At 35.3% G+C, this 26,598-nt stretch carries 25 protein-coding genes; 12 read left to right on the plus strand and 13 right to left on the minus strand.

Going from position 1 to position 26,598, the window contains the following annotated elements; genetic code table 11:
- Positions 1-112 precede the first annotated feature (112 nt).
- Positions 113-778 carry a hypothetical protein gene (locus RBG61_RS06830; RefSeq protein WP_307947074.1) on the plus strand — a complete coding sequence of 222 codons (666 nt, stop codon included), beginning with the start codon at positions 113-115 and terminating at the stop codon, positions 776-778.
- 353 nt (positions 779-1,131) lie between these two features.
- Entirely contained in the window at positions 1,132-1,806 is a 675-nt protein-coding gene (locus tag RBG61_RS06835) for a hypothetical protein (protein WP_307947077.1), read from the plus strand.
- A gap of 320 nt (positions 1,807-2,126) precedes the next feature.
- Here the strand turns inward: RBG61_RS06835 and RBG61_RS06840 are convergent, their stop codons facing one another.
- Complete coding sequence (locus tag RBG61_RS06840) at positions 2,127-2,651, minus strand: GNAT family N-acetyltransferase (protein ID WP_307947078.1); 525 nt, start codon at positions 2,649-2,651, stop codon at positions 2,127-2,129.
- A gap of 15 nt (positions 2,652-2,666) precedes the next feature.
- Positions 2,667-4,475, minus strand: a complete 1,809-nt coding sequence (locus RBG61_RS06845) for a family 20 glycosylhydrolase (protein WP_307947080.1) — start codon at positions 4,473-4,475, stop codon at positions 2,667-2,669.
- 187 nt (positions 4,476-4,662) lie between these two features.
- Here RBG61_RS06845 and RBG61_RS06850 point away from each other — a divergent pair, with 187 nt between their 5' ends.
- From RBG61_RS06850 to RBG61_RS06860, 3 genes are all read left to right on the plus strand, one after another.
- Positions 4,663-5,076 (plus strand): bis(5'-nucleosyl)-tetraphosphatase, encoded by a 414-nt coding sequence (locus RBG61_RS06850; RefSeq protein ID WP_307947083.1) that lies wholly within the window; start codon positions 4,663-4,665, stop codon positions 5,074-5,076.
- A 25-nt stretch (positions 5,077-5,101) separates the two neighbouring features.
- Positions 5,102-6,064, plus strand: coding sequence for a PHP domain-containing protein (locus RBG61_RS06855; RefSeq protein WP_307947085.1), 963 nt, complete (start codon positions 5,102-5,104; stop codon positions 6,062-6,064).
- Positions 6,065-6,285: 221 nt separating this feature from the next.
- Entirely contained in the window at positions 6,286-8,022 is a 1,737-nt protein-coding gene (locus RBG61_RS06860; RefSeq protein WP_307947087.1) for a flagellinolysin, read from the plus strand.
- A gap of 92 nt (positions 8,023-8,114) precedes the next feature.
- On the opposite strand, the gene RBG61_RS06865 is transcribed toward RBG61_RS06860, so the two are convergent.
- The 7 genes from RBG61_RS06865 to murQ all read right to left on the minus strand — a co-directional run bounded on the left by RBG61_RS06865 (position 8,115) and on the right by murQ (position 14,627).
- Positions 8,115-8,672 (minus strand): GNAT family N-acetyltransferase, encoded by a 558-nt coding sequence (locus tag RBG61_RS06865; RefSeq protein ID WP_307947088.1) that lies wholly within the window; start codon positions 8,670-8,672, stop codon positions 8,115-8,117.
- A gap of 116 nt (positions 8,673-8,788) precedes the next feature.
- A complete protein-coding gene (locus tag RBG61_RS06870) occupies positions 8,789-9,934 on the minus strand; it encodes an exo-beta-N-acetylmuramidase NamZ family protein (protein ID WP_307947090.1) in 1,146 nt (381 codons plus the stop codon).
- Between the two features lie 19 nt (positions 9,935-9,953).
- A complete protein-coding gene (locus RBG61_RS06875; RefSeq protein WP_307947091.1) occupies positions 9,954-10,991 on the minus strand; it encodes a serine hydrolase domain-containing protein in 1,038 nt (345 codons plus the stop codon).
- A gap of 104 nt (positions 10,992-11,095) precedes the next feature.
- Positions 11,096-11,797: a PIG-L deacetylase family protein gene (locus RBG61_RS06880; RefSeq protein WP_307947093.1), complete on the minus strand. Its 702-nt coding sequence runs from the start codon at positions 11,795-11,797 to the stop codon at positions 11,096-11,098.
- A gap of 30 nt (positions 11,798-11,827) precedes the next feature.
- A complete protein-coding gene (locus tag RBG61_RS06885) occupies positions 11,828-12,808 on the minus strand; it encodes a GNAT family N-acetyltransferase (protein WP_307947095.1) in 981 nt (326 codons plus the stop codon).
- Positions 12,809-12,827: 19 nt separating this feature from the next.
- The gene (locus RBG61_RS06890) at positions 12,828-13,712 is read right to left on the minus strand and encodes an N-acetylglucosamine kinase (protein WP_307947096.1); all 885 of its coding nucleotides are present in this window, start codon (positions 13,710-13,712) and stop codon (positions 12,828-12,830) included.
- A gap of 24 nt (positions 13,713-13,736) precedes the next feature.
- Entirely contained in the window at positions 13,737-14,627 is an 891-nt protein-coding gene (murQ, locus tag RBG61_RS06895; protein ID WP_307947097.1) for an N-acetylmuramic acid 6-phosphate etherase, read from the minus strand.
- Positions 14,628-14,993: 366 nt separating this feature from the next.
- Here murQ and RBG61_RS06900 point away from each other — a divergent pair, with 366 nt between their 5' ends.
- Positions 14,994-15,449 (plus strand): hypothetical protein, encoded by a 456-nt coding sequence (locus RBG61_RS06900; protein ID WP_307947098.1) that lies wholly within the window; start codon positions 14,994-14,996, stop codon positions 15,447-15,449.
- 271 nt (positions 15,450-15,720) lie between these two features.
- Here the strand turns inward: RBG61_RS06900 and RBG61_RS06905 are convergent, their stop codons facing one another.
- The 4 genes from RBG61_RS06905 to RBG61_RS06920 form a co-directional block, all read right to left on the minus strand.
- A complete protein-coding gene (locus RBG61_RS06905; protein WP_307942256.1) occupies positions 15,721-17,163 on the minus strand; it encodes an IS1182 family transposase in 1,443 nt (480 codons plus the stop codon).
- Positions 17,164-17,268: 105 nt separating this feature from the next.
- The gene (gene ymfI / locus RBG61_RS06910; protein WP_307947099.1) at positions 17,269-17,991 is read right to left on the minus strand and encodes an elongation factor P 5-aminopentanone reductase; all 723 of its coding nucleotides are present in this window, start codon (positions 17,989-17,991) and stop codon (positions 17,269-17,271) included.
- Between the two features lie 163 nt (positions 17,992-18,154).
- On the minus strand, positions 18,155-18,883 hold the full coding sequence (locus tag RBG61_RS06915; protein ID WP_307947101.1) for a hypothetical protein: 729 nt from the start codon (positions 18,881-18,883) through the stop codon (positions 18,155-18,157).
- Positions 18,884-18,990: 107 nt separating this feature from the next.
- Positions 18,991-19,485 carry a DUF1648 domain-containing protein gene (locus tag RBG61_RS06920; protein WP_307947102.1) on the minus strand — a complete coding sequence of 165 codons (495 nt, stop codon included), beginning with the start codon at positions 19,483-19,485 and terminating at the stop codon, positions 18,991-18,993.
- A 793-nt stretch (positions 19,486-20,278) separates the two neighbouring features.
- Between RBG61_RS06920 and speD the strand changes: the two genes are divergently transcribed.
- The 6 genes from speD (at position 20,279) to nspC (ending at position 26,584) form a co-directional block, all read left to right on the plus strand.
- Complete coding sequence (gene speD, locus RBG61_RS06925) at positions 20,279-21,040, plus strand: adenosylmethionine decarboxylase (RefSeq protein WP_307947104.1); 762 nt, start codon at positions 20,279-20,281, stop codon at positions 21,038-21,040.
- Between the two features lie 91 nt (positions 21,041-21,131).
- Complete coding sequence (locus RBG61_RS06930) at positions 21,132-22,529, plus strand: aminotransferase class I/II-fold pyridoxal phosphate-dependent enzyme (protein WP_307947216.1); 1,398 nt, start codon at positions 21,132-21,134, stop codon at positions 22,527-22,529.
- 1 nt (position 22,530) lies between these two features.
- Positions 22,531-23,382 carry a polyamine aminopropyltransferase gene (gene speE, locus RBG61_RS06935; RefSeq protein WP_307947106.1) on the plus strand — a complete coding sequence of 284 codons (852 nt, stop codon included), beginning with the start codon at positions 22,531-22,533 and terminating at the stop codon, positions 23,380-23,382.
- The gene (gene speB / locus RBG61_RS06940) at positions 23,372-24,226 is read left to right on the plus strand and encodes an agmatinase (RefSeq protein WP_307947108.1); all 855 of its coding nucleotides are present in this window, start codon (positions 23,372-23,374) and stop codon (positions 24,224-24,226) included. Before speE ends, speB begins: the two co-directional genes overlap by 11 nt.
- Positions 24,227-24,228: 2 nt before the next feature.
- Entirely contained in the window at positions 24,229-25,428 is a 1,200-nt protein-coding gene (locus tag RBG61_RS06945) for a saccharopine dehydrogenase family protein (protein ID WP_307947109.1), read from the plus strand.
- A gap of 1 nt (position 25,429) precedes the next feature.
- Positions 25,430-26,584, plus strand: coding sequence for a carboxynorspermidine decarboxylase (gene nspC / locus RBG61_RS06950; RefSeq protein WP_307947110.1), 1,155 nt, complete (start codon positions 25,430-25,432; stop codon positions 26,582-26,584).
- The last annotated feature ends 14 nt before the right edge of the window (positions 26,585-26,598 follow it).

Consider the following 26,598-nt stretch of genomic DNA (forward strand, 5'->3'; position numbering starts at 1 on the left):
GAAACGTAATTGTCGAGAAACAAAAAATTAAACGTTTTCTCTTGATTTAATTAGACAATGTGTATATGATGTAAATAATGGTAATTTCAAATGTAATAACGGGGGTTTTACTATGAAAAGAGTTATTTCTATTGTTTTAATCTGCTCACTGCTTTTTTTAAATGGTTGCAACAATAACAACGCAAGCAAAGCTTTGAAAAGCGCAGAAACCTATGGTTACTATTCCATTGCAAATATTACTTATGGCATGACATTCGAAGATTGCTGCAAGGCTATGGCAAAAACGGAGAAAGATTTCAAGCTTGAAATCCCAACGGATGAAGAATCAAAAAAATATGATACAAAGGTATATCAAATTGATATTAGCCTTTATGGGAAAAATGCAACTCTTATTTTATATTTTGAAAAAATACCTCAATTTCAAAAGCAAAATATTAACTTAACCCATTTTCGAATTATTTTCAAAGAAGGAACAACAAAAGAATTTTATCTTTCCGAGTTAAAAAAAGAAACAGAAACAAAGAAGTTGTTATATCAGTTTTCTGAAAATAGCGGATGTAGGAATAGTGTTACCATTAGTACACTACAAGACCCCAAAATTAAGGAAAAATCAATTCAAATTCTTCACAATATTTTTCCTCCTTCAAATAAATCTAAGCTAGAAAACTTACCACTAGATTCTATTTCTATTTGGCCATGTCAAGAAGTTGGTTATAGCAATTTTATTATTGAATTTATTGGAACGTATGCAGCAATTGTAAATGCAGCCGCTAGATAAGTAAAGCGATTTTTCATTTATTCTAATTTACCTGTAACTTACGGCAAGAGCAAGCCCTTGCCCTACATTGCTTATAAAACATAACATAACAACGGCTTTGTATGGTTCGACACCAAATGAAAGTAAACAAAGAATTTTTAACGTTACTTACTCTATCAGACACCTGGAGGTGCCAGCTCCCTCTAGGAAGGAGCCTAAAAACTTTTTCTTTAAAGAGCAAGAAAAAAGGCTTTCTCTTTGAGGAAGCTGTCAGCGTCAGCTGACTGATACAGTCGTGTTGTAACCCAACGGGTGAACACACAGGTTCGCCCTTATCGTATACGCCCAATATAACATTAGAAAGAAGTGTTACTATGAAAAAAGTTATTTCTATTGTTTTAATCTGCTCTCTGCTTTTTTTAAATGGTTGCAACAATAACAACGCAAGCAATGCTTTGAAAAATGCAGAAACCTATGGTTACTATTCCATTGCAAATATTACTTATGGCATGACATTCGAAGATTGTTGTAAGGCTATGGGAAAAACGGAGAAAGATTTCAAGCTTAAAGTTAAAGATAATGAAGCCTCAGAAAAAGAGAAAATTAAAATGTATAGCACAGATATTAAGTTATATGAAAAAGATGCAACACTTACATTGTCGTTTGATAATTCAGCCATATTGGCAAAATACAAAATTGGGTTGACAAGATTTTATATTAGATTTAAAGATAAAACGTCTTACGAATTTTATATAACTGAACTCAAAAAAGAGTTACAAAAAAAGCATATATCATACGCACAAAACGGAGAGCGAGACGTAGTTGAATTTTATAATCAAAATACAGTAAACTCAATTCAAGATAAAAAAATAAAAGCAAAAGTACTTAAAATTGCTAGCGAGTGGTCTCCTAACAAAAATACTTCTATGATTGGAGAATATCCACTCGATTCTATTACTCTCTGGCCCAGTGATAGTAGTATTGATGAACTTGATTTTATTGAATTTGTAGGGGGATTAGCCGCAATTCTAAATGCAGCCGCTAGATAAGTAAAGCGATTTTTCATTTATTCTAATTTACCTGTAACTTACGGCAAGAGCAAGCCCTTGCCCTACATTTTTATAAAACACAACATAGCAATGGCTTTGTATGGTTTAACACCAAATCAAAGGAAACATAGAAATTCTAACGTTACTTACTCCCTCAGGCACCTGCGGGTGCCAGCTCCCTCTAGGAAGGAGCCTAGAAGCTTTCCCTTTGAGGAAAATGGAAAAAAGCGCGACGGGCTAACACACAGGTTCGCCCTTATCGTATACGCCCAATATATCTACCATATACAAAGCCCTCACAGTAGTGAGGGCTTTGTTGTTTAATCTAGCCTATACTCCATTTGCATATCTCTTGGATCGGCTTCATAAAGTTCCTTGTTAATTTCTTGTGCTTCCACACAACCGATTTTATGATAAAATGCAATTGTTTCTTCTGCTGATCCAGCACAAATATAAAGTTTATCTGCACCTTGTTCTTTGGCTTTTTTCGCACATAACAAAAACAATGCTTTTCCAATACCCTTGCCACGGAAACCGTGTGAGAGAAACAATTGGTCTAAAAGAAGATACTTTGCCGTTCTTCCAAAGAAATTAGCAGAAACAGTTCCATATCCAACTAAAAGATTGCCTTCATAGCAACCAAACGCAAAACCACCTTGAGCAAGAGTCTCTTTCGTGCGTTTAATATGCCAATCCATTCCGTTTGGTAAGTCATTTTCTTGCCACTGAATGGAGATTAGCTGACGTTTTCCATCTACCTCTCTCCATGCTTTATCAATATATTGTGTTCCGTCAATCTGTCGAATGTCTTCACAATTTTTTATCGTCAATTCTTGAACTGTCATAACCACTTTCCTTTGTTAAATATGCATATTAAACATTTTTCTTAAACGAACATTTCTTGCAAACATATTTAACTGGTCATATAAATCATCATAACGAGCCGCACAAAGCTCCCATTCAGAATTACGGTTGTTTGCAAACCAAAGCTTACGATGCAGTTCCTTTACTTGCAATAATTCTGCGGCTAAATCTAAAGCAGCTTTTGAATAAGGAATACCCTCTTCAATCGTTTTCACCTTTTTATGTGGTAAATTTGCAATTTTATTTGCAGTAAAGCTTGCTCTTGCAACGGTTAGATGCAATGCGTTAAACGCGTCCATATTTCTTATCGGGTGCAATGACGCTAAATCCAGTTTTGCTTTTGCCATTGCATTTTGGATAACGGCAATATGCTCTTTATCTTTGAACGCAATAGGGTTAAATGGATTGTTAAACATCTCATTTTTAAATTCGTGCTCATGTTCTCTAGCAATTAAGCTATCATGATGATAAACTGGCTCTAGCAATTGTGCTTGTTCTTCTGTAAAGCCAAAGAAAGAAGCATGATATAGATTAAAAATATCTTCATATGTGTATGTAGATGCTGGTGACCAGCAGAAATTTCCACCAATTACAATGCCCGGCCATGCAAGTTCTCTTAATGTATCTCCGCCATCAGCCCAACATGACATAATCATACCAAGGCTTCTACCATTGTCTGCCGCAAGTAATCCTTTTGTGTTGTTATAGCAAGTTTTCACATCGCAAGAAAAACGTTTCCATGTCCAGCTGCCAGGAGAAATATACATTTTTAAGTTTTGATTGTGCAATGCACTTACAAATGGATATTCCGGACGATAAGCGTAATCCCAAAATACAAACTCCGTTCCTTCCGGAAGCTCTTTTGCTCTATCAACCGGTACTGCATAATCACCCCAAGGTGGTGCAAAGAAATCGGCGTACATCATAAGGGTGCAATTGCGCTTTTTGAGTTCATTTGCAATAAAGGTATAATGTTCAATAAATAATCGTCCACCCTCATCGTGTCCATAAACCTTTGTTAAATCAACCGGTTCATCTCCACCTGCATGGATGACACCTTCACCAAAAACTTCGATAATTTCGTCTAACATCATTAAGATTGCTTCACGTACTTTTGGATTCTTCGGATCCATTACATGGCTTACAGTACCATCTTCATATTTTAATGCAAGCGGTTGCAGCTCTTCAATATTGGATAGCTTGTCAAAGTGACCTAATAAATTCACAATAGGTCTCATATCCATCTGCCACTCTTTTGCAAATGCAATAATCCCTTTCCATTCTTGTTTGCTCACAGGTTCGGAATAACGTCCCCAAGCAGGGATGCTGTCAAAACGGAACGTATCTTCCATATAGGGCATATACGTATTATATTTATAACGTGCCAGCTTTTTAATAATATTAAAGAAATCATCCGTTGTAGAAATTTGACCTCTGGAAATATCATCGGATAATCCTCTAAAATGTAAAGATGGCTCATCTTGTACGATAAATTCTTTTAATTTATCGTCGTTTGCCAAAGACAACTCGGATAACGTAAATAATGCATACATTAACGCACGTATTGTTTTTGCATAAATTGTAATTTTCTCTTTTTTTGCATCAATTTCATAAGCTTCTTCAGTTAATTCTTTCTTTACCCATGTAATGGGATAGGTAGCTTTGCCTTTTGCATTGGAATCGAAAATTTCGTTCGCAATTGGTAACGCTTTCAATATGGCTTCTTCCAAATAAAAATGTTTCAGCTCAAAAGGATCCTTTTTTACTTCAATTTGCTTCAGTTGTGGAATAATTTGTGTATTCAAAATGTTCCCCTCCTATTTTGTCTTTCCGTTTATTTGTTAAAAAACATAACTAAAGTTATTATAGTTAAGTGAAAATAAAAACGCAATACGGATACAAAAAATAGATTAAAATTTTCAAAAACCTTTTCTTTATATCTCTCAATATGCTATAATAATCATAATTACTAATTAAGAAAGAGGTATCAGAATGCAATATGAAAAGTCCTGTGGCGCGATTGTATATCGCAAGCACCACGGAAACATTGAGCTTTTACTGATCAAAAATGCCAATGGCGGACATTGGTCTTTTCCAAAAGGTCATGTAGAAGGAAAAGAAACTGAGATTGAAACTGCAGTTCGAGAAATCAAAGAAGAAACAAGCATTGATGTTGTATTAGATGAATCCTTTCGAGAAGTTATTACTTACGCACCAAAGAAAGATATTACAAAAGATGTTATTTACTTTTTAGCAAAGGCAACATCATATGACTACACCCCACAAAAAGAAGAAATTTCAAAAATAAAATGGGTTGAAATTAACAATGCACATACATTATTAAGCTATGACAACGATCGCCAGCTTGTTTTAAAAGCCAAAAATATTATCAAAGATATATATTAATAAGTTTTAGAATCGAGGGGTATTTATGGCAAAATCTTATTTATTGCCAAAAGCAAGCAAACAGTTTAAATCCAATCTACACGCACACACCATTCACTCAGACGGAGCATTGACACCACAGCAAATGAAGGCTTTGTATCAAGAACATGGATATCATATTATTGCCTACACTGACCATAATGTTTTGAATTACTTTAAAGAACTGGATGAAGAAAACTTTTTAGCTCTTTGTGGATATGAGGTTGACGCCTACACTCAAAACTCATATGGTGGATTTGAAAAAACTTGCCACTTAAACTTGATTGCACGCAACCCGCAAACTGCTAAATTCATTGAAAAACCCGCAATATACTCTGTAGATAGTATTAACGATACGATAGAAAAGCTATACCAAGCAAACTACATTATTCATTACAATCATCCAGGATGGTCAGCTGAAGAACCAGCAGACTATTTAAATCTAAATCATATCTCTGCTATGGAAATTTACAACCACGGTTGTGAAGTGGAAACCAACGATGGTGATGCAAGAAACCACTATGACATTATACTGAAACACGGGTTGCATTGGAATTGTATTTCTACAGATGATAATCATAACCACAATACTTTACCAAATAATACATTAAGAACCGAAACCGATTCTTGTGGCGGTTACACAATGATTTGTGCTCCAACGCTTACATATGACTCCGTTATTCAAGCCCTAGACGATGGTAATTACTATTGCTGCATGGGTGAAGGTGCTCCTGAAATATATCACTATTATATAGAAGATTCAAAGCTTGTTATCGATTGTTCTCCGGTAAAAGGAGTTTTTGTAAAAAGCAACTCAATTGGCGCTCGTTTTCACAGAACTTCAACAACCGATTCTATTACTCATGCTGAATTTGATTTAACTACACTGCGTGGTGATGAGCCATACCTTCGTATTGAGCTAGCAGATAGTAAACGTCGTATGACTTTTACCAATCCTTATTATTTATAAAATGTAATCTCTTAAATTTAAAATTTTGAAGCGAGAAACTTGCCACAAGGCAATTTTCTCGCTTTTTTATTATTGATAAAATCAATTATTTTCGCTATTAAATTATAAATTATTACAAATAAATTACCATGCTGTTTATAAATATAACATAAAACATTAAATTTTTATATATTTTTGTCGATAGTATTTATGCAGTACAATTCTATGAAAGGGGGAAAATTATGAGAATAAGAGATAATGCGTTATCATTAAATTTAATTAATGCAATGAACAGCAATACACGTGCACAATCTAAGACCTTAGAAAAGCTGTCCGGTGGATCTCGAATCAATCGAGCTGGAGACGATGCATCAGGTCTTTGCATTAGTGAAAAAATGCAAGCACAAATTCGTGGATTAAGCCAAGCACAAAGGAATTCACAAGATGCTGTTTCGCTTATACAAGTAACAGATGGTGCGCTGCAAGAAGTACATAGCTGTTTACAACGTATTGATGAACTTTTAGTTCAATCTTCAACCGCTACTTACAGTGATGGTGATCGTAATAATATTCAATCTGAAATTAGTGCATTGTTAAACGAAGTGGATCACATTGCTGACAGTACAAAGTTCAACAATATTAGTCTTCTTGACGGCTCACAATCATCCGGAATATCTGATAGTGCAAAGAATAAATTTGTCAGCTGGTTAAATGGATCTTGGCTACAAGATGCCGCTACAAAAGTAGAGAGCACAACCGGTTGGAAATTAAATTCTGGGACTTCACTTTCGGTAAAATTTGAACAGTTAAACGGTTCTGCTGTTGCAAGTATGTCTGGTTGGTATTTAGGTAGCGACTTAAAATTGTCTGTAAACACAGATTACATGAAAGGAGATCTTACCTATCAAGGTACTGATGGCCCTACATTAGGTGGGATTCCTACTGACCGTTTAATCACTCATGAAATGGTTCATGGATTTATGTTTAACAACGTTTCTACCACAGCAACGCCAAAATCTTGGTTTATCGAAGGTCTTGCAGAAGCTGTTCATGGCGCAAGTGACAACCGTTATTATGGCTTTGAACAAGGCTTCAATTCTGACTTTAAATCCATTAACGACGAATTGCAATCCTTTGATTTCACAAGCAGTGGTAACAATTCAAAAAATTACACGATTGGATTTATTGCAACAAGCTATTTGTATACAAAAGTAGAAGCAAAGTCAAGCGGAAGCTTTAAAACAATGCTTGGTGAAATGGATCAAACAGATGAAACCTTTGAACAACTGGTATGTAAATATACAGGGGCAGCTGATTATTCCAGCTTTGTTACTACTATGAAAAATACTGCAACTGCAGCTTTGACAAGTAATAAGTTTAATGATGATTTTTTAGTAAAAGAATGTGGTATTAACCTTACAGATGGTAAGGCTGACCCATTAACCGGCGGTGATGCTTCATCTTCCGATGTTATCGCCAATATTGGTGCAGAAGTAAAACCATCCGCTTCTTCTACTACCTTAAAACTCGGTTCAACTGATGTTACTGTTAACTGGTCCGACGATTCAGCTACCAACACTAATAGTGGTGGTATTGTATTGCAGATAGGTGATACTGCCGATCAGTCTATGGTTATGGAAATCAAGAGTGCGAAAACCGCAGATTTGGGTATTGATAAAATATCAGCATCTACACAAGAAGATGCTCAAAAATCAATTGCTTTATGCCAAGCTGCGATTAACACCGTTTCTGATATGCGTGGTACATTAGGTGCATATCAAAATCGTTTAGAGCATACTATGTTCAATTTATCTACTACAGAAGAAAATACAACTTCTGCATTCAGCCGTATTCATGATACTGATATGGCTAAGGAAATGCTAAACTATATGAAGAATAATGTTTTAGCTCAATCCAATCAATATTTGTTTTCCCATGTAAAACAAATACCAAATCAAGTACTGCAATTATTACAATAACTATCAACAATAGCAGAACCCTTTTCAACTTCGTAAAAAGGCTCTGCTATTGTTCTTTTTATTCTGTACCAATTAAATTTATCTTGTTTAGCTCATTCTTTTTTCTTATTCAATAATACAAAATGAATATGATCTTCCCATTTCCCATTTATTTTTAAATAAGATTTTGCTAATCCCTCTTTTTCAAAATGAAGTTTTTCCACCACCCGTAACGATTGTACATTTCTAGGCATAATATTCGCCTCTAATCGATGCAATCCCAAATCATGAAAGGCTATAAAAATTAACTTTTCTAAAGCCTCGGTGATATAGCCTTTATTCAATTCATTTTTATGACATTTATAAGCGACATAACCTGATTGAAATGGGCCCATAATGATATTGTTAATTCCAACTAATCCAATAATTCGTTCTGGATTTTCCTTTTGAAATATCCAATACCGCACTCCTGTTTGATATTGAAATTGAATCCAATCTTGTTTTAATATTACCTTTTGTGTTGCCAACGTCACAAAATCGTTTGGATGTTTGGGCTCTGTAACTTGCAAAAAAGGATCATTTTCTTTATAATAGGCTAAAACCTGTTTTTTTAAACGTGGATTGGATTGCATCAATAATAACCGATTTGTTTCATATGTTGTTTGAAGCATTGTTTCTTACCTCGATAATCAAAATAAAACATTCTGATTTATTGTTGAGCAATTTATATCTTCTCATTCAAAAAGCTATAACGAAAGCCCAGCATTATTTTGCTGGGCTTTGATAATTAATATAATAAATACGGCTGAATACTCTCTTGATAAGTCTTACACTTTTCCTCTTGCTCTGCAAAAAATGCGATTGGATCAAAATTGTCTTTGCGAATTGAATCTGTTCCCAACAGTAAATCTATAAATGGGTTTGCGCCCTCTTTTAATGGAGCTAAAAACTCAAACTCTGAATGTAATTTACGAATAGAATTCACTAACACAACTCCCAGTTTAAATGGTTCAAACCCGTCTCTATTTATAATGTGAATCTGAACACCGCAGCATAATTGATCTTGATGTTTAGAAAAAGTAGGTTTGAAATAAGTCTCTCTTAAAAGAAAACCTTTCAGACCATAACCGTTCACCATCTCTATCACCTTCTGTGCATTCATCCAAGGAGCACCTATAGTTTCAAATGGCTTTGTTGTTCCTCTGCCTTCTGATACATTCGTGCCTTCAAATAAGCAAGTACCAATATATGCAATGCATGAATCAATTGTTGGCAAATTCGGAGATGGAGAAATCCAAACCAAGTCCGTTTCATCATAATATTTTGTTCTGTCATAGCCATTAATTTTTACTATATGTAGATTTGCGTTTATATTTTGCTCTTTGTTAATGTATTGAGCATATTCTCCCATCGTCAACCCGTAGCGAGTTGCAATCGGAAATCTACCAACAAAGGATTTGAATGCTGGATCCAATACCGTTCCCTCTATTTTTGCTCCACCAATTGGATTCGGTCTATCTAATACAACTAGTGGTTTTCCTACCCTTGCGCAATCTTCCATAGCGTATGCTAATGTATAAAGATAAGTATAAAATCTTGCCCCTACATCTTGAATATCAAATATCATGACATCAATGGTATCTAAAATTTCATCACTAATATGAGGAGTATGTCCATATAGGCTATAAACAGGTAAATTTGTTTTAGGATCATCATAACTTTCCACCTTATCGCCTGCTTGCAAATCACCTCTTACGCCATGTTCGGGGGAAAACATACAAGCCAAATTGTATTCCATATGTAGAATATCTATTGTTGATTGCAAGCTTTTGTTAACTCCTGTGGGATTGGTAATTAACCCAATTCGTTTGTTCGTCAATATCTCTTTGACTTGATCTAAATTATCAATACCGCACATTAATTTTTGTTTCATTTCCGTCTCTCCTTTTCGTTTATATCTTATCTAAGCCTAACCAAACACTATTATGAAACTGCTTACGAAAACGAATGATCTCATTATTTTCTCTGCCATAATGAACACGATTGGTTAATAGAATTGCATAGTATCCCGTTTCTTTATCCACCATAATAGATGTTCCTGTAAAGCCAGTATGTCCATAACTTCCCTGTGAGAACAAATCTCCTGCAAAGTTTGGAACATCGCCACTCAATGCAAATCCTAATCCTCGATTTTCACTCATTCCATGCGTGTAGTTTTCAATTGCTTTTTCAAACATTCTATTTGATAAATAACCTTTTCCTCGCTTACTCAACATAGCAGTAAATGCAATCATATCGTCGAGTGTCGCAAAAACACCTGCATTACCGGCAACACCGCCAAGAAATCGAGCATTTTCATCATGCACCACTCCTTTTAAATAGCTACCGGTATCTTTTGAAAACTCAGTTGCTACAACATCCGTTGCAGTTGGACAATAACAAGCTGCTTTCATATTGAGTGGTTGAAATACATACTTTTGAACTAACTTGTCTAGTGAATCACCGAATACTTGCTCTAAAATATTGCCTAGCACGATATAACCCATACAGCTATATTGCACATCTGTATTTGTTTTGTAAGCTAAGTCTTGCTTTAATATTGTATCAATTGCTTGATCTGGGCGAATATTCATTAACCACAAAGGCATATGGCTTGCTATTCCACTTGAATGTGTCAATAGGTTTTGAATTCGAATATCCGCTTTATCATATGGATTTTCAAAAAAACGACTGAGCGTATCATCTAAGCATAACTTTCCTTGTTGAATTGCTTGAAATGCAACCATTGTTGTTCCAATAACCTTTGATAATGATGCCATATCAAACAACGTTTGTTCCGTTAAAGGTTTTTGTTCTGGAAAAAGCTGTGCATTTCCAAAACTTTTTTTCAAGTAAACTGCATTTCCTTTTCCGATTGCTATCGCTGCGCAAGGAAATACCTTATCTTGAATTGCTTGTTCGACTAGAGTTATTGTTTTATCAAAATTCATGAGATACCTCTTCTCTTGAAAAACAGGGTTTAACGCACCCGTTAAACCCTATTATTACTCTCATTATTTATTTTTCAAACCTTTGTGCTTTCAAGTTCTAAAAATTAAAACTCAGATTTATATTCTCTCATTGACATCGGCTCAATCATAAATGTTTGTGCTCTTGTTGTTCTAGCTTCAATTCCTCTTACACGCATTAAATGTGTATAATAATCTTTGTATTTAAAGTCTTTTGAGTTAATGGTAAACCAATGGTGAGAAATTGCTTTTTCCCATAGTTCAAATCCCTCATCTGATACTTCCATATAGGTATGTGGAACGAAATCGTATGGATCTTCCCAGTTTTCGCAATAGTATGGACCTTTTGCAAAATGAGCTGGTAATTCACGTTCTACGGTTGGCAATCCAGCAAGTAATTGTGCATCAAAAACAAGCTTATGCGTTGTCATGTGATCCTTGTGGATTGAACTTTTCCAATGTGTTAGCAATACATCGGGTTTATATTTACGAATATCATCACAAAGTCTAAAACGTGCCTCATCATTTAAAGGAAGTTCACAATCCGGATAATCCCAAACTACACTTACTCCACCAAGCATTTCAGCAAAAATTCTTGCTTCTTCTACCTTTTGCTTTCTGTATTCTTCTACAGTTAAATGAGCAGGACAGCCTCTTTCACCTGCTGTACAAGCAACAATTACCACTTTATAGCCTTTTAGCGCTAATGTTGCAAGAACGCCGCCTGCTGTTAATTCCATATCTCCGATATGTCCACCAATTGCCATGACTGTTTTTTGTTCTGCCATTTCAATATCCCCTTTTAAATTATTATATTACTATCTTTTTACACGTTCCATATCAGCCCATGTTTTTACGATTTTAAATCCTGCACCTTCATAAATGTTTCTTGCAGGGTTTGTTTCTCCTGTAAACAAGGTCATATAGCCTGCTCCCATTTCTTTTAAAGACATACACAAAGATGAGAACAATGCTTTGCCTAGACCATATTTTCGATATTCGGAATGCACACCGATACCTGCAAAATAACCTCTTCCACTTGGTTGCACATAAAGAGGTCCTGTAAATCCAACTGCTTTTCCTTTATGCTCAGCAATTAAAACAGGATAACCACCGTCCGGTTTATTCACATTACCAATAATAATCTCTCTCCATTGCTCATTGCCTAAGTCAGTAAACAGTTCATCTAAGCCATAATGTTTTTCTTTATTATAATATGTGATTGTAATATCTTGTTCTTTTAAACTCTCTAATCGCTCTTTAATTTGAGAAGAAAATTCAAAACTTGCTAACGGTTGATAAAAGGAATTTTGATAAACAGTATCACGATAACCACAGTTTTTCAAAAACAGATAGCCGCTTCCTGATACATCAACTCCTGGTGCATTTGGATGATCATGTTCTTTTGTGTTTGGAACACACCATTCTAAGTTAATTGGATTAAAGAAAGTAATATCGTATTTTGGGAGTGGTGATACAGCGATTTGATCCAATTCTGTTTCTAAAGCTTTTAATAATTTTCTTCCGATTCCGTTACGACGATATTCCTTTTTAACGACAATAAAAGTAATATAAGCTATGTTGGTATCTACCTTATAGCTTGCATTTGCAAATCCGATTACAGATTCACCTTCTGATGCAATTAAATTGATTTTCTTAACATTTTCAGACTCTGTAATAAATTGCTCTTCAAAACGTGCTTCATTCAATTTGCGATGTACCACTTCACCTTGTGCTACACTATTGAATAAAATATTTGCTTGATATTGTGTTGCTTTGGAAAGTTTGCTAATTTCCATTCTCAACATCCCCCTGTTATTATTTCTCTTGATAAATATAAAACGCACCTTTGGTTGGATTAAAATCTTGATCAAAGATCCGATATCCACTTAACTCACTGTTTAAAGTATCTCTAAAGCTTTCTTTCACAAAATCAATTTTACGAATAACGCTTCCGGAAACTGCTATTTTCAATTTGCGAACATGATATTGATGAGCCAATCCGATTGCAAGATAAGCTAAACGCTCACCCGCCCAACATAAAATAGATTGGGCTTGAAAATCGCCTTTATTAGCAGCTTTTACAACAGCAGGCATCAATGCGGCTATTTCCCCTTTAGTAGAATGATATGTGAAATCAATCAATTCTCGTAATTCGGTAATGTTAAGTTGTTCAAATATTTGTTTTCTTAATTCAGTGTCACTTTGGTTGGTATCAAATGAATAAGCAATATAGCGAATTGCTTTTATGACAATAGAATAACCGCTGCCATCATCATTAATTAGATGTCCCCAACCGCCAAACCGTTTTACTTCATCGCCTTGCTTCAAATAACCGATTGAACCGGTTCCCGCAATAACCAAAGCACCATCAGAACCCTCTAATGCAGCATAAAGCGCAAGTAAAGCATCATTTGTTACATATATCTTTTCACCATAAATAGAAGTCAGATATTCTCTGGCTTGATCCTTTTTATTTCCTGTTTCAATTCCTGAACAGCCTAAGCAAATAAATTCATAGCTATCGCCAAACTTTTCAACAATTGCATCGACTGCTTGTTGAATATTTGCCATTCCTTTTTCAAAATCAACCGTTACATTCCCAAACCCTGTTACCGTTTCAAACAAAGCTTCTCCATCCATTGAGTAGGCTGTTGCTGTTGTCTTAGTACCTCCTGCATCAATACCAATCAAATATTTCATTTCATATCCCTTCCAGAAAGCATCTTATTTTAGCGCTGCTTTAATATGTCCTTTGCTTTCTTCTAACCTTTTTTTCGCCTCTTCCTTTGTAACCTTACCAAGTATCATTACAATTGCGGTTTTCGGATGATAATCCACGCTTTCTAAGGTTTGTTTTGCAGTATCATAATCTGTACCTGTTGCTTCCATTACAATTCTACAGCAACGCTCTATTAACTTTAAGTTTGATGGCATAACATCTACCATCAAATTTTGATATACTTTTCCCATTTTAATCATTGTTCCTGTTGAAAGCATATTTAAAACTAATTTTTGTGCCGTTCCTGCTTTCATACGAGTAGAACCTGTTACAACTTCCGGTCCTACAATTGGAGCAATTGATACATCTGCTATTTCTGCCATTTTAGAATTGTTATTGCAAGTCAAAGAAACCGTTTTTGCACCGATTGATTTTGCATATAGCAAACCGCCTATCGTATATGGTGTACGTCCGGAAGCAGCAATACCAACCAATACATCTTTTTTTGTAAAATGGATTGCTTCCAATTCCTTTTGACATAACATTTCATCATCTTCTGCACCTTCAACGGCATTCAGCAAAGCATCTTCTCCACCCGCAATCAATGCTACTACGGTATCCGGTGTCACTCCATACGTTGGTGGGCACTCGCTCGCATCTAACACACCAAGTCTTCCGGAAGTGCCGGCGCCACAATATATCAATCTTCCGCCTTGGCTCATTGCTTCATAAATCAAATCAATTGCCTTAGCTATAGAATCAATCTCTTTTTCTACTGCAAGAGGAACAAGCTTATCCTCATTGTTAATAAGCTGCACCAACTCTTGTGTACTCACTTCGTCAATTGCAGTTGTTTTCGCATTCCTTTGCTCCGTTGTTAGGCTGTTTAAATTCATCGTCCTATCCCCATTTTCTTTTTTATATCAATATGAAAACGATTACTTACAAAGCAGAATCGTTTTCCACATTATATTGGTGATGTTTTATCCAAATAAATGCTTTCGAATGGGCATTTCATATAAAATCATTGCTTTGCCATTCTATGTATTTGTCCTTTTTCTCTCATTATATAATGCTTGGTTTTGTTTTTCAAGTAGCAATACAAACCAAATTGATATCGATTATTTATAATTGTTATAAATCATGTTGCCTTATTAGCAGTAACAGAATATGTAAAAGAGTAATATTAGAAAAATAATTGAAATATTTTACTAATTGTGGTATCCTATTAAAATAACTAATTCAGCAGAGGAGGCACCCCTATGAAAACTTGTCCAAAATGTAACGCTGTCAACAAAGACAGTCAACGACTTTGTGTAAATTGCGATTCTTATCTTGGAAATGTTGCATCAGAATATGACGACGACTATGCTGAAAAAGTAATTATGCGTAGCAACAGAAAATCGAAAACTCGTAGTATTATTACAACAGTATTATTCCTTCTGTTCTATTGTAGCTTTTTAGTTTTCACGATGATATTAAGTTACGACATCTTCGGAGGCTTAGAGCGTTATTTTCGTTATTCATTATTATACATTCCATGCTTGATTCTTTTTCTTTTTCCCTATAATAAAGTTTATTGTTGGTATCGTAAGAAAAAGAAAAAGGATGAATCTTATTTAGCAGACAGCTTTATTGCGATTTTTAAAGCTGTTGCGTGGATTTATTTAATTTGTCTTTATGTTGGAACATTCCAAATGATGAATGTTGAGCTATAACAATATGTAAAGAGTAGTATATTATTGTGTAGGGCAAGGGCTTGCTCTTGCCGTTGGGGTAGTATTTGTCAAACGAGTGAGCACACAGGTTCACCGCTATGATTTGTTTTATAAATTTGATAGATATAAAAATATCACAAAAAACACCTAGGGGCCATCCTAGGTGTTTTCATATCATAAAAAGTCTGTTGCACGAAAGTGGAAACAGGTTCCCTTGATAAAATGTTCGCTTCGCCACTTAAATATATAATAATCCATAAGGATTATTATATCAGTCTGAAGAAAAAGCCCGATTTTGGCGTAACCAAAGTCGGGCTTTTGAATATATGGTTGAAAATTTGAAAAAAGTGCAAAGGATACAAAAAGGAGAGTTCACCCTCCACTTATGTATTGCCAGCTTTTTAAGGTTCATGCACGCAAATTTAAGCCTAACCCAGTTTGTTACTTGGGCAAGACCTCGATAAGGTGTATAACGCATTGCGTATTTTTCTTTCGCATCAGCAAAAACTCGCTCAATCGTTTCTTTTCGCTGTGCATAAAGATCTTTGTATTTTATTGCATAACGAATATCTGAAACTTGCTCTAAGTACTCATGCCAAACATGAACTGTGTATTGTTTCTGGAATTCTTTACTTTCAGTGCATTTGTAACGAAACCCACAGATTTTACAGTCGTTTGGATTGCTTTTAAATTCTTTGTATCCTTCTCTATTCGTGGTGGAATAGTGTAAAACTTTATTGTTTGGACATACTACACAGTCAAAATATTCATCATATGAAAAATCATATTTCTTAAAAAAGCCTTGTTTTGTCATTGGTCTACGATATGGTACTAATAAATCTTTTCCATCATCTATAAGTCTTTTTGCAATATAGGGAGTATTGTAGGCACTATCTGCCACTATTGTTTGGATTTCGGGGTGGTTTTCTTTTAATTTATCATACAAATCATCGAATGCTACGCTGTCATGTACATTGCCTGCTGTTACATGAACATCTACAATGTAGCCTTTTTTGTCACAAGCTGTATGTGCTTCATAAGCAAGGCATTTCTTATGCTCTCCTTTATGAAATACACCGCTTTCAGGGTCAGTGGTTGATTCATTGATGATTTTTTCTTCTATTTTAGGTGGCTTTGTATCGTCAAATGGCTTTTTTTTATGTTCTTCTCTATCTTTATTGATTTCGTCCATTAGTTGTTTCTCATAATGTTTTGCTGCTACGGGGATTGATTTCTTTACAACCTTTTTTATATTTGCATTTGCTTTTATATGGGTTCCATCTACAAATACCACCTCTGGGTCAAGATATCCCATATCATTGATTTCATTCAATATCCAGTTGAAAATGCATGCAATAGTATTCTCGTTAAATCTATGTTTAAAGGCATAACTTATTGTTGTAAAGTGAGGTATTTGTTCTGTCATTAAATATCCTAAAAACCAACGATATGCACAGTTCATTTGTACTTCTTCTACCAATTTGCGCAACGAACTTATTCCATACAAATGTTGTATTAAGACCATTTTGATTAGTACTACTGGGTCTATGCTTGGTCTTCCATTATCTTTACAATACAAATCCTCTACGAAATCATATATATGACAGAAATCCACTGCACTATCTATTTTTCTAAGCAAATGTTCTGCTGGAATAAATTCTTCTAAGCACAAAAACTCTACTTGTGTTCGGTCTTTTTTAGCTTTAACTAACATTTAATCACCCTATTTAATTATACCATTTTTCGCGTCAAAAGTCCCCTAAATCATCGAATTTAGGAGACTTTTTCTACAAGCTGATATAATAATCCATAAGGATTATTATATCACAATTCCGCCATTTGGACTAATAACTTGACCTGTAATAAATTCTGATTGCTCAGTTGCTAAAAAGTAGACAGTGTTTGCAATCATTTCGGGATTTCCCAACCGATTTAAAGGTGTTTCTTCTTTTATTTGCGATAAGGTTTGTTCATCAAACCCTTGCATCATATCGGTCATAACAACACCCGGTGCAACACAGTTTACATTTACATTGGATAACCCTACTTCTTTTGCAAGTGCTTTTGTAAAACCGATTATTGCAGCTTTGCTTGCAGAATAATGCACTTCACAAGATGCTCCGGTTATTCCCCATATGGAAGAAATATTCACGATTTTACCATACCGTTGCTGAATCATTGCAGGCAATGCGGCTTTTGTCAACAAAAACATTCCTTTGACATTGCTATCAAACATCGTATCCCATTCCTGCTCGGTAATGTCGGTGAATAATTTTTGTTGTGCAATTCCTGCGTTGTTTACCAATACATCCACCTTTCCATAAGTGGTTTGAATCTTTTCCATCATTATTGCAATCTGGTTCGCATCACGAAGGTCGGCTTGAACTGCTATTGCATTTGGTAACTGATTCGCTAGTGCAATGGCTTGTTCTTTTGATGTATGATAGTGAATAATTACACGATACCCCTTTTTTGCAAATAATTCTACGCAAGCCTTTCCGATTCCTTTTGCACCACCTGTCACCAATACCGTTTCTGTCATAAAAGACTATCCTTTCTTTTTTCATATTACGTATCCAAAAAATGCCGCCATGATGCATGGCGGCAAAAATAAACATAATAAAAATACTTGTTTCTAAATGCCCGCTTTTATGCTATTCATTAAAGTTAGTATAACACAAAATCAGGCAGATTGTCGATTGCTTTTATTTTTTAGCAGACGTTTTTAAAGTTGCATTTGCACTTGCTTTTACTTGTAAATCTGGCTTTTTAATTTCAGTAATGCCATTATGCTCCGTTAGCTGCACTTCTAATGCATATTCGGATTCAACATTAGACTCTTTATCCAAAATAACCGCTTTATCATTATAACAAATCAGCTCACCCTTTTTGTTTACTGTAAAGCTAACATTTTGAGATTTTACAGTAATATCGGCATCTTTGTAAACCGTTTTATTCAATTTCTTTGCATCCATTGCAACATTATAAATCGTATTTGTATTATCGGTTTTTTTATCCATTTTAGCTATATTCTTTTTATCGATTTTCCCGCTAATCAGTTGCAAATAGCGATGTGGATTATCTTTTGTATATGCTGTTGCATCTACATTGCTCCAACCGTTTCCGAGAAGCCATTGCTCTGTTTTCTCGCCATCACTCACTTCACAAAATACCATTTTATTTGATGCATCTTGTTGTGATTGACAATATTCCATCACACCTTTATCGTTTAGCTTATATACAAAATCGGTTACATTGGCATCTGCTTTTGTTGCCCCATTTACAGAAGAAGAGATTACCATATGACAACTGTTTTGCTTCATCATATTTTCCTGTGCTTTATTGAGGTCACTATAACCCTTTACGCTTTTACAACCAACCAAACTAAAACATAAACCAACAATCAAACTTGCCGTTATGATTTTTTTTATCATAATCTGCACTCCCCTTGCTTAATACGTGTTACTGTGTACTACCATATATATTAACAAAAGGATAAGAATAGACTTGCGGTACAAACTGTCATTTAAAATTGCTATTACTATTTTTTATCATGTTTTATTTTGCGGCTGATATAAATGATAGACACTATTTCATATGCTATCGTGCCAAACAGTAGCAACAGCATAATTGGTAGAAACCAACTACCGAGTGATTTCCCTTTTGCTTGTTGTAAGGTTAAATAAGAAAAATTGATTGCCAAAATCAAGTTCATTCCACATAACATATTACGTGTTTTTTTATATAAGATGTCTTGATTTTGGGGCGTTATCTCAACAGGCATATTCCAAATAGACGGAAATAATGAAACAATAAATACTCCAACACAAAGTATTGTTCCTATAATTGGTGTAAACCAGAGTGATCCTTTACTTCCAAAACTGTCTGCTTCCCCTGCAGCATTGAAATGAGTAGCAATCTTTGTTGGTATATCGGGCCATAACATAGTTAATTGCAAAAATGTATAAGCCAAAACAACAGTGCCCAATAAAACAAGTATCTTTTGCAACTTTGTAAAAGGTATTCTGTTTTTCATAAAACCATCTCGTTTTCTTTATTATTAAATCAAGTTTACGTGAAACCAAATACATTTTCAAGATGTTATGCAAATTTTATTATGTCAGCGCCTTCTCGTCATGAATTTGGAGTAAAAGGGCATACTGTTTTTATCGGTATATGAAGCTTCAAAACAATATCACTAAGTCACATCTATTGGAGTTTATTCTTCCAATAACTAACTATATTTATATCCAAAATAGTTTTTAACATTAAATACATTTAATTACTTGACTTTATTTCTAAATTGTGCTATACTCCATATCAGTTTTTGGAGTCTAATGCATTATGCAAAGGACGAGAACACTGACCATTTCCTACAGGAAATCGAGGCCATACGGACAGCCGGGTCAACTGCCGATTGCAACGGAAGTTGCTTTATTGATTGAGTTTGAAGCTCAAATTTTATAAGTTGGTTACTTACAACCAAACGTGTACGGGATACACACTTGTGAAACGGTCAATAAGAGTAGTAAAAGTAGTTCTTGCTATATAGACTCTAATCTCTAGAAAAGCGCATACGAAATGGAGTTACGGCTCCTGCAATTTTGATACGCTCATATTAGAATCGACCAATCTCAGATTGTATTTCGGTATACCGAAGTATATTCTGGGATTTTTTTATTGCTTAAAATTACGTTATCTACTAACAATATAATAGAAATCCATAGATTTATTTTCGGAAACAAAATGATTATTTATTACATAAATGCAAAAGCAAAAGGAGGGATATGGGCATAATTATCACGCACATGTGAAAATATGCTCGTTTTATGGAAAACAAACTTACACTTTACGGGTTTAATAACCTTACGAAATCGCTCAGCTTTAATATTTATGATGTTTGTTACGCTAAAACAGAACGAGAACAACGAGATTATATCGCTTATATTGATGAACAATACAACTCAGATCGTTTAACAAATATTCTCTATACCGTTACCGATATGATAGGAGCTACTGTTTTAAATGTTTCCAAACAAGATTACGATCCGCAAGGTGCAAGTGTTACCTTCTTAATTGCGGAAGAATCAATGATTCCTTTTTCATCCGATACCGTTGTTGCACATTTAGATAAAAGCCATGTTACCGTTCATACCTATCCAGAATATCATCCCGATAACAATATTGCTACATTTCGTGTTGACATTGATGTTGCTACTTGTGGAGAAATCACACCGCTCAGCACCCTTGATTTCTTAATCGGCAGTTTTGATTCCGATATTATTACAATGGACTATCGTGTAAGAGGATTTACTCGTGACCTTTTGGGTAAAAAATTATTTATCGATCATCATATTACCTCAATTCAAGATTATATTGACCCTACAACGTTAGAAAAATATGATGCAATTGATGTTAATATGTATCAATCCAATATTTTTCATACAAAAATGCTTATTAAAGAAGTCGATTTACAAAACTATTTATTTAATGCGGATGTTTATGAAATCGCACCAAAAACACGTTTGAATATTACCAATAGTCTAAGACAAGAAATGATTGAAATATTCAGTGGCATGAATGTTTATTAACTCGAATTTGTTTTTAGGAGGAAAGCCGTAATTGAATCAGAATCCACAAAATAAAGCTCCCATTTATGAAGCATTAGAAGAATTCAAAAAAATGAGAATGGTACCATTTGACGTTCCCGGTCATAAACGTGGAAAAGGCAATCAGGAGCTCACAAATTTTCTCGGTGAAAAGTGTTTAACGGTTGATGTGAACTCTATGAAACCGCTTGATAATTTGTGTCATCCTGTTTCAGTCATTAAAGATGCGGAAGAGCTTGCTGCTGATGCGTTTGGCGCTGCTCATGCATTCTTTATGGTAAATGGTACAACGTCATCCGTTCAAGCCATGGTTCTTTCTGCTTGTAAAAAAGGCGAAAAAATAATTCTTCCACGCAATGTCCACAGAAGCGTAATCAACGCATTAATACTATGTGGCGCAATCCCCGTTTATATTAACCCTCAAACCAATGAACGACTTGGTATCGCTCTTGGTATGCGGGTGGAAGATGTGAAAAATGCAATTGCTCAGCATCCAGATGCGAAAGCAATTTTAATCAATAATCCCACCTATTATGGAATTTGTTCCAATTTAAAAGCAATTACAGAACTTGCTCATCAAAACAACATGTTGGTTTTAGTTGACGAAGCACATGGAACCCATTTTTATTTTGGAGAAAATATGCCTATTTCTGCAATGGCGGCTGACGCCGATATGGCTTCGGTCAGTATGCATAAATCGGGCGGGTCTTTAACTCAAAGCTCCTTTTTATTATGCGGTAAGCGAATGAACGCCAATTATGTTCGACAAATTATCAATCTTACCCAAACAACAAGTGGCTCCTATCTTTTACTATCAAGCCTTGATATTTCAAGAAAAAATTTAGCTTTAAACGGCAAAATAATATTCCAAAAAGTATCTGAGCTTTGCGAGTATGCAAGAGAGGAAATTAACCAAATCGGCGATTACTATGCATATTCCAAAGAGCTTATCAATGGGGATACGATATTTGACTTTGATACTACTAAGCTCTCTGTCAATACATTTGATATCGGTCTTGCCGGAATTGAGGTTTATGATTTACTGCGTGATGAATACGATATTCAAATTGAATTCGGCGATATTGGAAATATTCTAGCTTATGTTTCTGTTGGCGATAACTATAAAAATATCGAACGACTGATTGGTGCACTATCCGAAATTAGAAGGCGCTATAAAAAAGACAAAAGCGGTATGCTTCGTCATGAATATATTAACCCTAAGGTTACTTTATCACCCCAAGAAGCTTTTTATGGTGAGAAAACTAGTGTTTCCTTAGAAGAAAGCGTTGGTAGGGTATGCTGTGAATTTGTAATGTGTTATCCACCGGGAATACCTATTTTAGCGCCTGGGGAAGAAATTACAAAAGAAATCATTGATTATATTAACTATGCAAAAGATAAGGGCTGTTTTTTAACTGGTCCACAAGATATGCATATCAAACGACTTCAAGTCTGGAAAGGGGCATTGTAGATTGGAATTATGGTATAGCGAAAAGCACACGAAAAACGTTAAATTTTCTATCAAAGTAGATAAGCAGCTTTGCAGCTTACAAAGCGAATTTCAACGGATTGACATCTTTGAATCCAAAGAATTCGGTCGCTTTTTAACGTTGGATGGATATATGATGTTAACTGAAAAAGATGAATTTATCTATCACGAAATGATTACTCATGTTCCAATGGCAGTTCATCCTAATATACAAAATGTACTTGTCATAGGTGCAGGAGATGGCGGAGTTGTTCGAGAACTCACTCGTTATAATACGATTCAACGTATTGATTTAGTCGAAATTGATGAGATGGTAGTAACAGTTTGCAAGGAATATCTCAAACAAACTGCTTGTAAGTTCGATGATCCAAGAGTGAATATTTATTATCAAGATGGGTTGAAATTTATTCGCAAATATGAAAATGAATATGATCTTATTATCGTCGATTCTACAGACCCATTTGGGCCAGGAGAAGGCCTGTTTACCAAAGAATTCTATGGCAACTGTTATAAAGCGTTAAAAGAAGATGGCATTATGGTAAACCAACATGAAAGCCCATTTTATGAAGAAGATGCAGTCGCTATGAAACGTGCTCATAAACGAATTGTGGAATCATTCCCAATTAGCCGTGTTTATCAAGCTCATATTCCGACCTATCCATCGGGCCATTGGCTATTTGGCTTTGCCTCCAAAAAATATCATCCAATTACAGATTTAGATGCAAACAAATGGAATACTTTGCAGCTGCAAACGAAATATTACAATACCAAGCTGCATAAAGGTTCGTTCTATCTTCCAAACTATGTAGAGGAGATGTTAAAAGATGTGGAATAAAAACATTGAAACTTTTATTGGTTGCAATAACGAATACTCTGAATCCAAGCTTGTGTTGTTCGGTGCTCCTTTTGACGGAACAACCTCTTATCGTCCCGGAACACGCTTTGCAAGCAAAGCAATCCGAAGTGAATCGTTTGGAATTGAAACCTATTCCCCTTATCAAGATAAAGATTTAGAAGATATCTGTGTTTTTGATGCTGGCGATCTTGATATTCCTTTCGGAAACACCGAACGTGTACTACAAGAAATTGAATCGTTCACACAAACGGTTTTACAAGATAACAAACTCCCAATTATGATTGGTGGCGAGCATTTAGTAACGCTTGGTGCAGTTCGTGCTGTTGCAAAGCAATATCCAAATTTGCATATTATTCATTTAGATGCCCATGCGGATTTACGGGAAGATTACTTAGGCGAAACACTATCTCACGCAACGGTATTGCATCGCATTTGGGATCTTGTTGGTGACAATAAAATCTATCAGTTTGGTATCCGCAGTGGTGAACGAGCAGAATTTGAGTTTGCAAACGAGCATACTGTCATGCAAAAATTCAATTTAGATGGATTTCAAAAAGTGATTAAAAAATTAAAAGATGTTCCTGTTTACTTTACTTTGGATTTGGATGTATTAGATCCATCGATTTTGCCTGGAACGGGTACGCCAGAAGCAGGCGGAATCTCTTTTACAGAATTAATAGAAGCAATTTTACAACTAAGCAACCTCAATATAGTTGGTTGCGATGTCAATGAACTATCCCCTGTTTACGACCAAAGTGGCGTTTCCACCGCTGTGGCTTGTAAAACAGTTAGAGAATTATTATTAACTTTAGGAGGACTTTAAAAATGGGAAAAGCTTTAATTATTGGATGTGGCGGAGTTGCAAGTGTAACCATTCACAAATGTTGTCAAAACAGCGAAGTATTCGAAGAAATTATGATTGCAAGCAGAACAAAAAGTAAATGTGATGCGTTAAAAGCAAAGTTAGATGGTGGCAAGACAAAAATTCATACTGCACAAGTAGATGCAGATAACGTTGCTGAGCTAGTTGCACTAATCAATGACTTTAAACCGGACGTTGTAATCAATCTTGCACTTCCTTATCAAGATTTAACGATTATGGATGCTTGCTTAGAAACCAAAACACACTATATTGATACTGCAAACTATGAACCATTGGATACTGCAAAATTTGAATACAAATGGCAATGGGCATATAGAGAAAAATTCGAAAAAGCAGGTATTACCGCTCTACTAGGCTCTGGATTTGACCCTGGTGTAACCGGAGTGTTTTCAGCTTATGCACAAAAACATTATTTTGATGAAATTCATTATTTAGATATCCTTGACGCCAATGCTGGAGATCATGGTTACCCATTTGCAACAAACTTCAACCCTGAAATTAACATTCGTGAAGTAACTGCGAACGGAAGCTATTGGGAAAATGGCGATTGGGTTGAAACCGAGCCAATGGAAATCAAACGTGTTTATAACTTCCCTCAAATTGGTGATAAAGATATGTATTTATTACACCACGAGGAGTTAGAAAGCCTTGCTTTAAATCTAAAAGGTATCAAACGAATTCGTTTCTTTATGACATTCGGTCAAAGCTATTTGACACATCTAAAATGCCTTGAAAACGTTGGTATGACTTCTATTGAGCCAATTAACTACAACGGTATGGAAATCGTTCCATTGCAATTCCTAAAAGCAGTTCTTCCAGATCCTGCAACACTAGGCCCTAGAACAAAAGGAAAAACCAATATAGGTTGTATCTTCAAAGGTATCAAAGACGGAAAAGAAAGAACCTATTATGTATATAACGTTTGCGACCATCAAGAATGTTACAAAGAAGTAGAATCTCAAGCAATTTCTTATACTACCGGTGTACCTGCGATGATTGGTGCAATGCTTGTAATGAATGGCACTTGGAGAAAACCAGGTGTTTATAATATTGAAGAGTTCGATCCAGATCCATTTATGGAGGCTTTAAACAAATGGGGACTTCCTTGGGTAGAAGACTTCAGCCCAACTTTGGTAGACTAATATGAGCGTAAACTTCGATACCAATAAAATAAAAACGCCATATTATATCGTTGATGAAAATTTGCTCATTGAAAACCTAAAAGTGTTAAAATCAGTTTCTGAGCAAACAGGCTGCAAAATTTTATTAGCACAAAAAGCTTTTTCTATGTTTAGTCTTTACCCTCTTATTGGCGACTATTTAGACGGTACAACTGCAAGCGGATTATTTGAAGCAAAGCTTGGTTTTGAAGAAATGAGCAAAGAAAACCATGTATTTAGTGCCGCATATTTAGAAGAGGAAATGGATGAAATTTTAGAAATATGTGATCACATTATCTTTAACTCATTTGCACAATGGGAAAAATATAAAGCCAAAGCAATGCAATGCGAACAAGCGTCGCATTGCGGTAAAGAATTCGGAATTCGTATTAACCCTGAATTTTCAACCCAAGACCATGCAATCTATGATCCATGCGCAAAAGGGAGCCGCTTAGGCGTTACGAAAAAGAACTTCCGCCCAGATTTACTAGATGGAATCAGTGGACTGCATTTCCATACTCTCTGCGAACAAAACAGCGATGATTTAATCGCCACGTTAAAAGTAGTAGAAGAAAAATTCGGCGAATATTTACCGCAGATGAAGTGGATAAACTTTGGTGGAGGCCATCATATTACAAGAGCTGATTATGATATTAAAACCCTTGTTGATTGTATCAACCAATTCAAGCAAAAATATGATGTACAAGTTTATTTAGAGCCTGGCGAAGCAGTAGCGTTGAACACAGGCTTTTTAGTAAGCACCGTATTAGATATTGTCGATAATGATTTTCAAATCGGTATCTTAGATACCTCTGCAGCGTGCCATATGCCTGATGTATTAGAAATGCCATACCGTCCAAATGTGTTAGGCTCAGATTTGCCTGACAAGAAAGCATACACCTATCGTTTTGCGGGACCTACTTGCCTTTCTGGTGATATTATAGGGGATTATTCTTTTGATCAGCCTTTATCCATTGGTGATCAAGTTGTATTTTGTGATATGGCGATTTATTCTATGGTAAAAAACAATACTTTCAACGGTATGAAATTACCTTCCATTGCAATTGCAACAAAAGATGGCGAAGTAAAATTAGTGAAAAGCTTTGGATATCAAGATTTTAAGGAAAGATTATCATAAATAACAAGGAGCTG

This window comes from Paludicola sp. MB14-C6, from assembly GCF_030908625.1.
In the GTDB taxonomy this organism is placed as follows: Bacteria; Bacillota; Clostridia; order Oscillospirales; family Ruminococcaceae; genus Paludihabitans.

Bases quoted from the DNA above. Each gene is read 5' to 3' on its own strand.
- RBG61_RS06830 (WP_307947074.1), top strand. From the start codon at position 113: ATGAAAAGAGTTATTTCTATTGTTTTAATCTGCTCACTGCTTTTTTTA.
- RBG61_RS06835 (WP_307947077.1), top strand. From the start codon at position 1,132: ATGAAAAAAGTTATTTCTATTGTTTTAATCTGCTCTCTGCTTTTTTTA.
- RBG61_RS06840 (WP_307947078.1), bottom strand. From the start codon at position 2,651: ATGACAGTTCAAGAATTGACGATAAAAAATTGTGAAGACATTCGACAG.
- RBG61_RS06850 (WP_307947083.1), top strand. From the start codon at position 4,663: ATGCAATATGAAAAGTCCTGTGGCGCGATTGTATATCGCAAGCACCAC.
- RBG61_RS06855 (WP_307947085.1), top strand. From the start codon at position 5,102: ATGGCAAAATCTTATTTATTGCCAAAAGCAAGCAAACAGTTTAAATCC.
- RBG61_RS06860 (WP_307947087.1), top strand. From the start codon at position 6,286: ATGAGAATAAGAGATAATGCGTTATCATTAAATTTAATTAATGCAATG.
- RBG61_RS06865 (WP_307947088.1), bottom strand. From the start codon at position 8,672: ATGCTTCAAACAACATATGAAACAAATCGGTTATTATTGATGCAATCC.
- RBG61_RS06870 (WP_307947090.1), bottom strand. From the start codon at position 9,934: ATGAAACAAAAATTAATGTGCGGTATTGATAATTTAGATCAAGTCAAA.
- RBG61_RS06875 (WP_307947091.1), bottom strand. From the start codon at position 10,991: ATGAATTTTGATAAAACAATAACTCTAGTCGAACAAGCAATTCAAGAT.
- RBG61_RS06880 (WP_307947093.1), bottom strand. From the start codon at position 11,797: ATGGCAGAACAAAAAACAGTCATGGCAATTGGTGGACATATCGGAGAT.
- RBG61_RS06885 (WP_307947095.1), bottom strand. From the start codon at position 12,808: ATGGAAATTAGCAAACTTTCCAAAGCAACACAATATCAAGCAAATATT.
- RBG61_RS06890 (WP_307947096.1), bottom strand. From the start codon at position 13,712: ATGAAATATTTGATTGGTATTGATGCAGGAGGTACTAAGACAACAGCA.
- murQ (WP_307947097.1), bottom strand. From the start codon at position 14,627: ATGAATTTAAACAGCCTAACAACGGAGCAAAGGAATGCGAAAACAACT.
- RBG61_RS06900 (WP_307947098.1), top strand. From the start codon at position 14,994: ATGAAAACTTGTCCAAAATGTAACGCTGTCAACAAAGACAGTCAACGA.
- RBG61_RS06905 (WP_307942256.1), bottom strand. From the start codon at position 17,163: ATGTTAGTTAAAGCTAAAAAAGACCGAACACAAGTAGAGTTTTTGTGC.
- ymfI (WP_307947099.1), bottom strand. From the start codon at position 17,991: ATGACAGAAACGGTATTGGTGACAGGTGGTGCAAAAGGAATCGGAAAG.
- RBG61_RS06915 (WP_307947101.1), bottom strand. From the start codon at position 18,883: ATGATAAAAAAAATCATAACGGCAAGTTTGATTGTTGGTTTATGTTTT.
- RBG61_RS06920 (WP_307947102.1), bottom strand. From the start codon at position 19,485: ATGAAAAACAGAATACCTTTTACAAAGTTGCAAAAGATACTTGTTTTA.
- speD (WP_307947104.1), top strand. From the start codon at position 20,279: ATGGAAAACAAACTTACACTTTACGGGTTTAATAACCTTACGAAATCG.
- RBG61_RS06930 (WP_307947216.1), top strand. From the start codon at position 21,132: ATGAGAATGGTACCATTTGACGTTCCCGGTCATAAACGTGGAAAAGGC.
- speB (WP_307947108.1), top strand. From the start codon at position 23,372: ATGTGGAATAAAAACATTGAAACTTTTATTGGTTGCAATAACGAATAC.
- RBG61_RS06945 (WP_307947109.1), top strand. From the start codon at position 24,229: ATGGGAAAAGCTTTAATTATTGGATGTGGCGGAGTTGCAAGTGTAACC.
- nspC (WP_307947110.1), top strand. From the start codon at position 25,430: ATGAGCGTAAACTTCGATACCAATAAAATAAAAACGCCATATTATATC.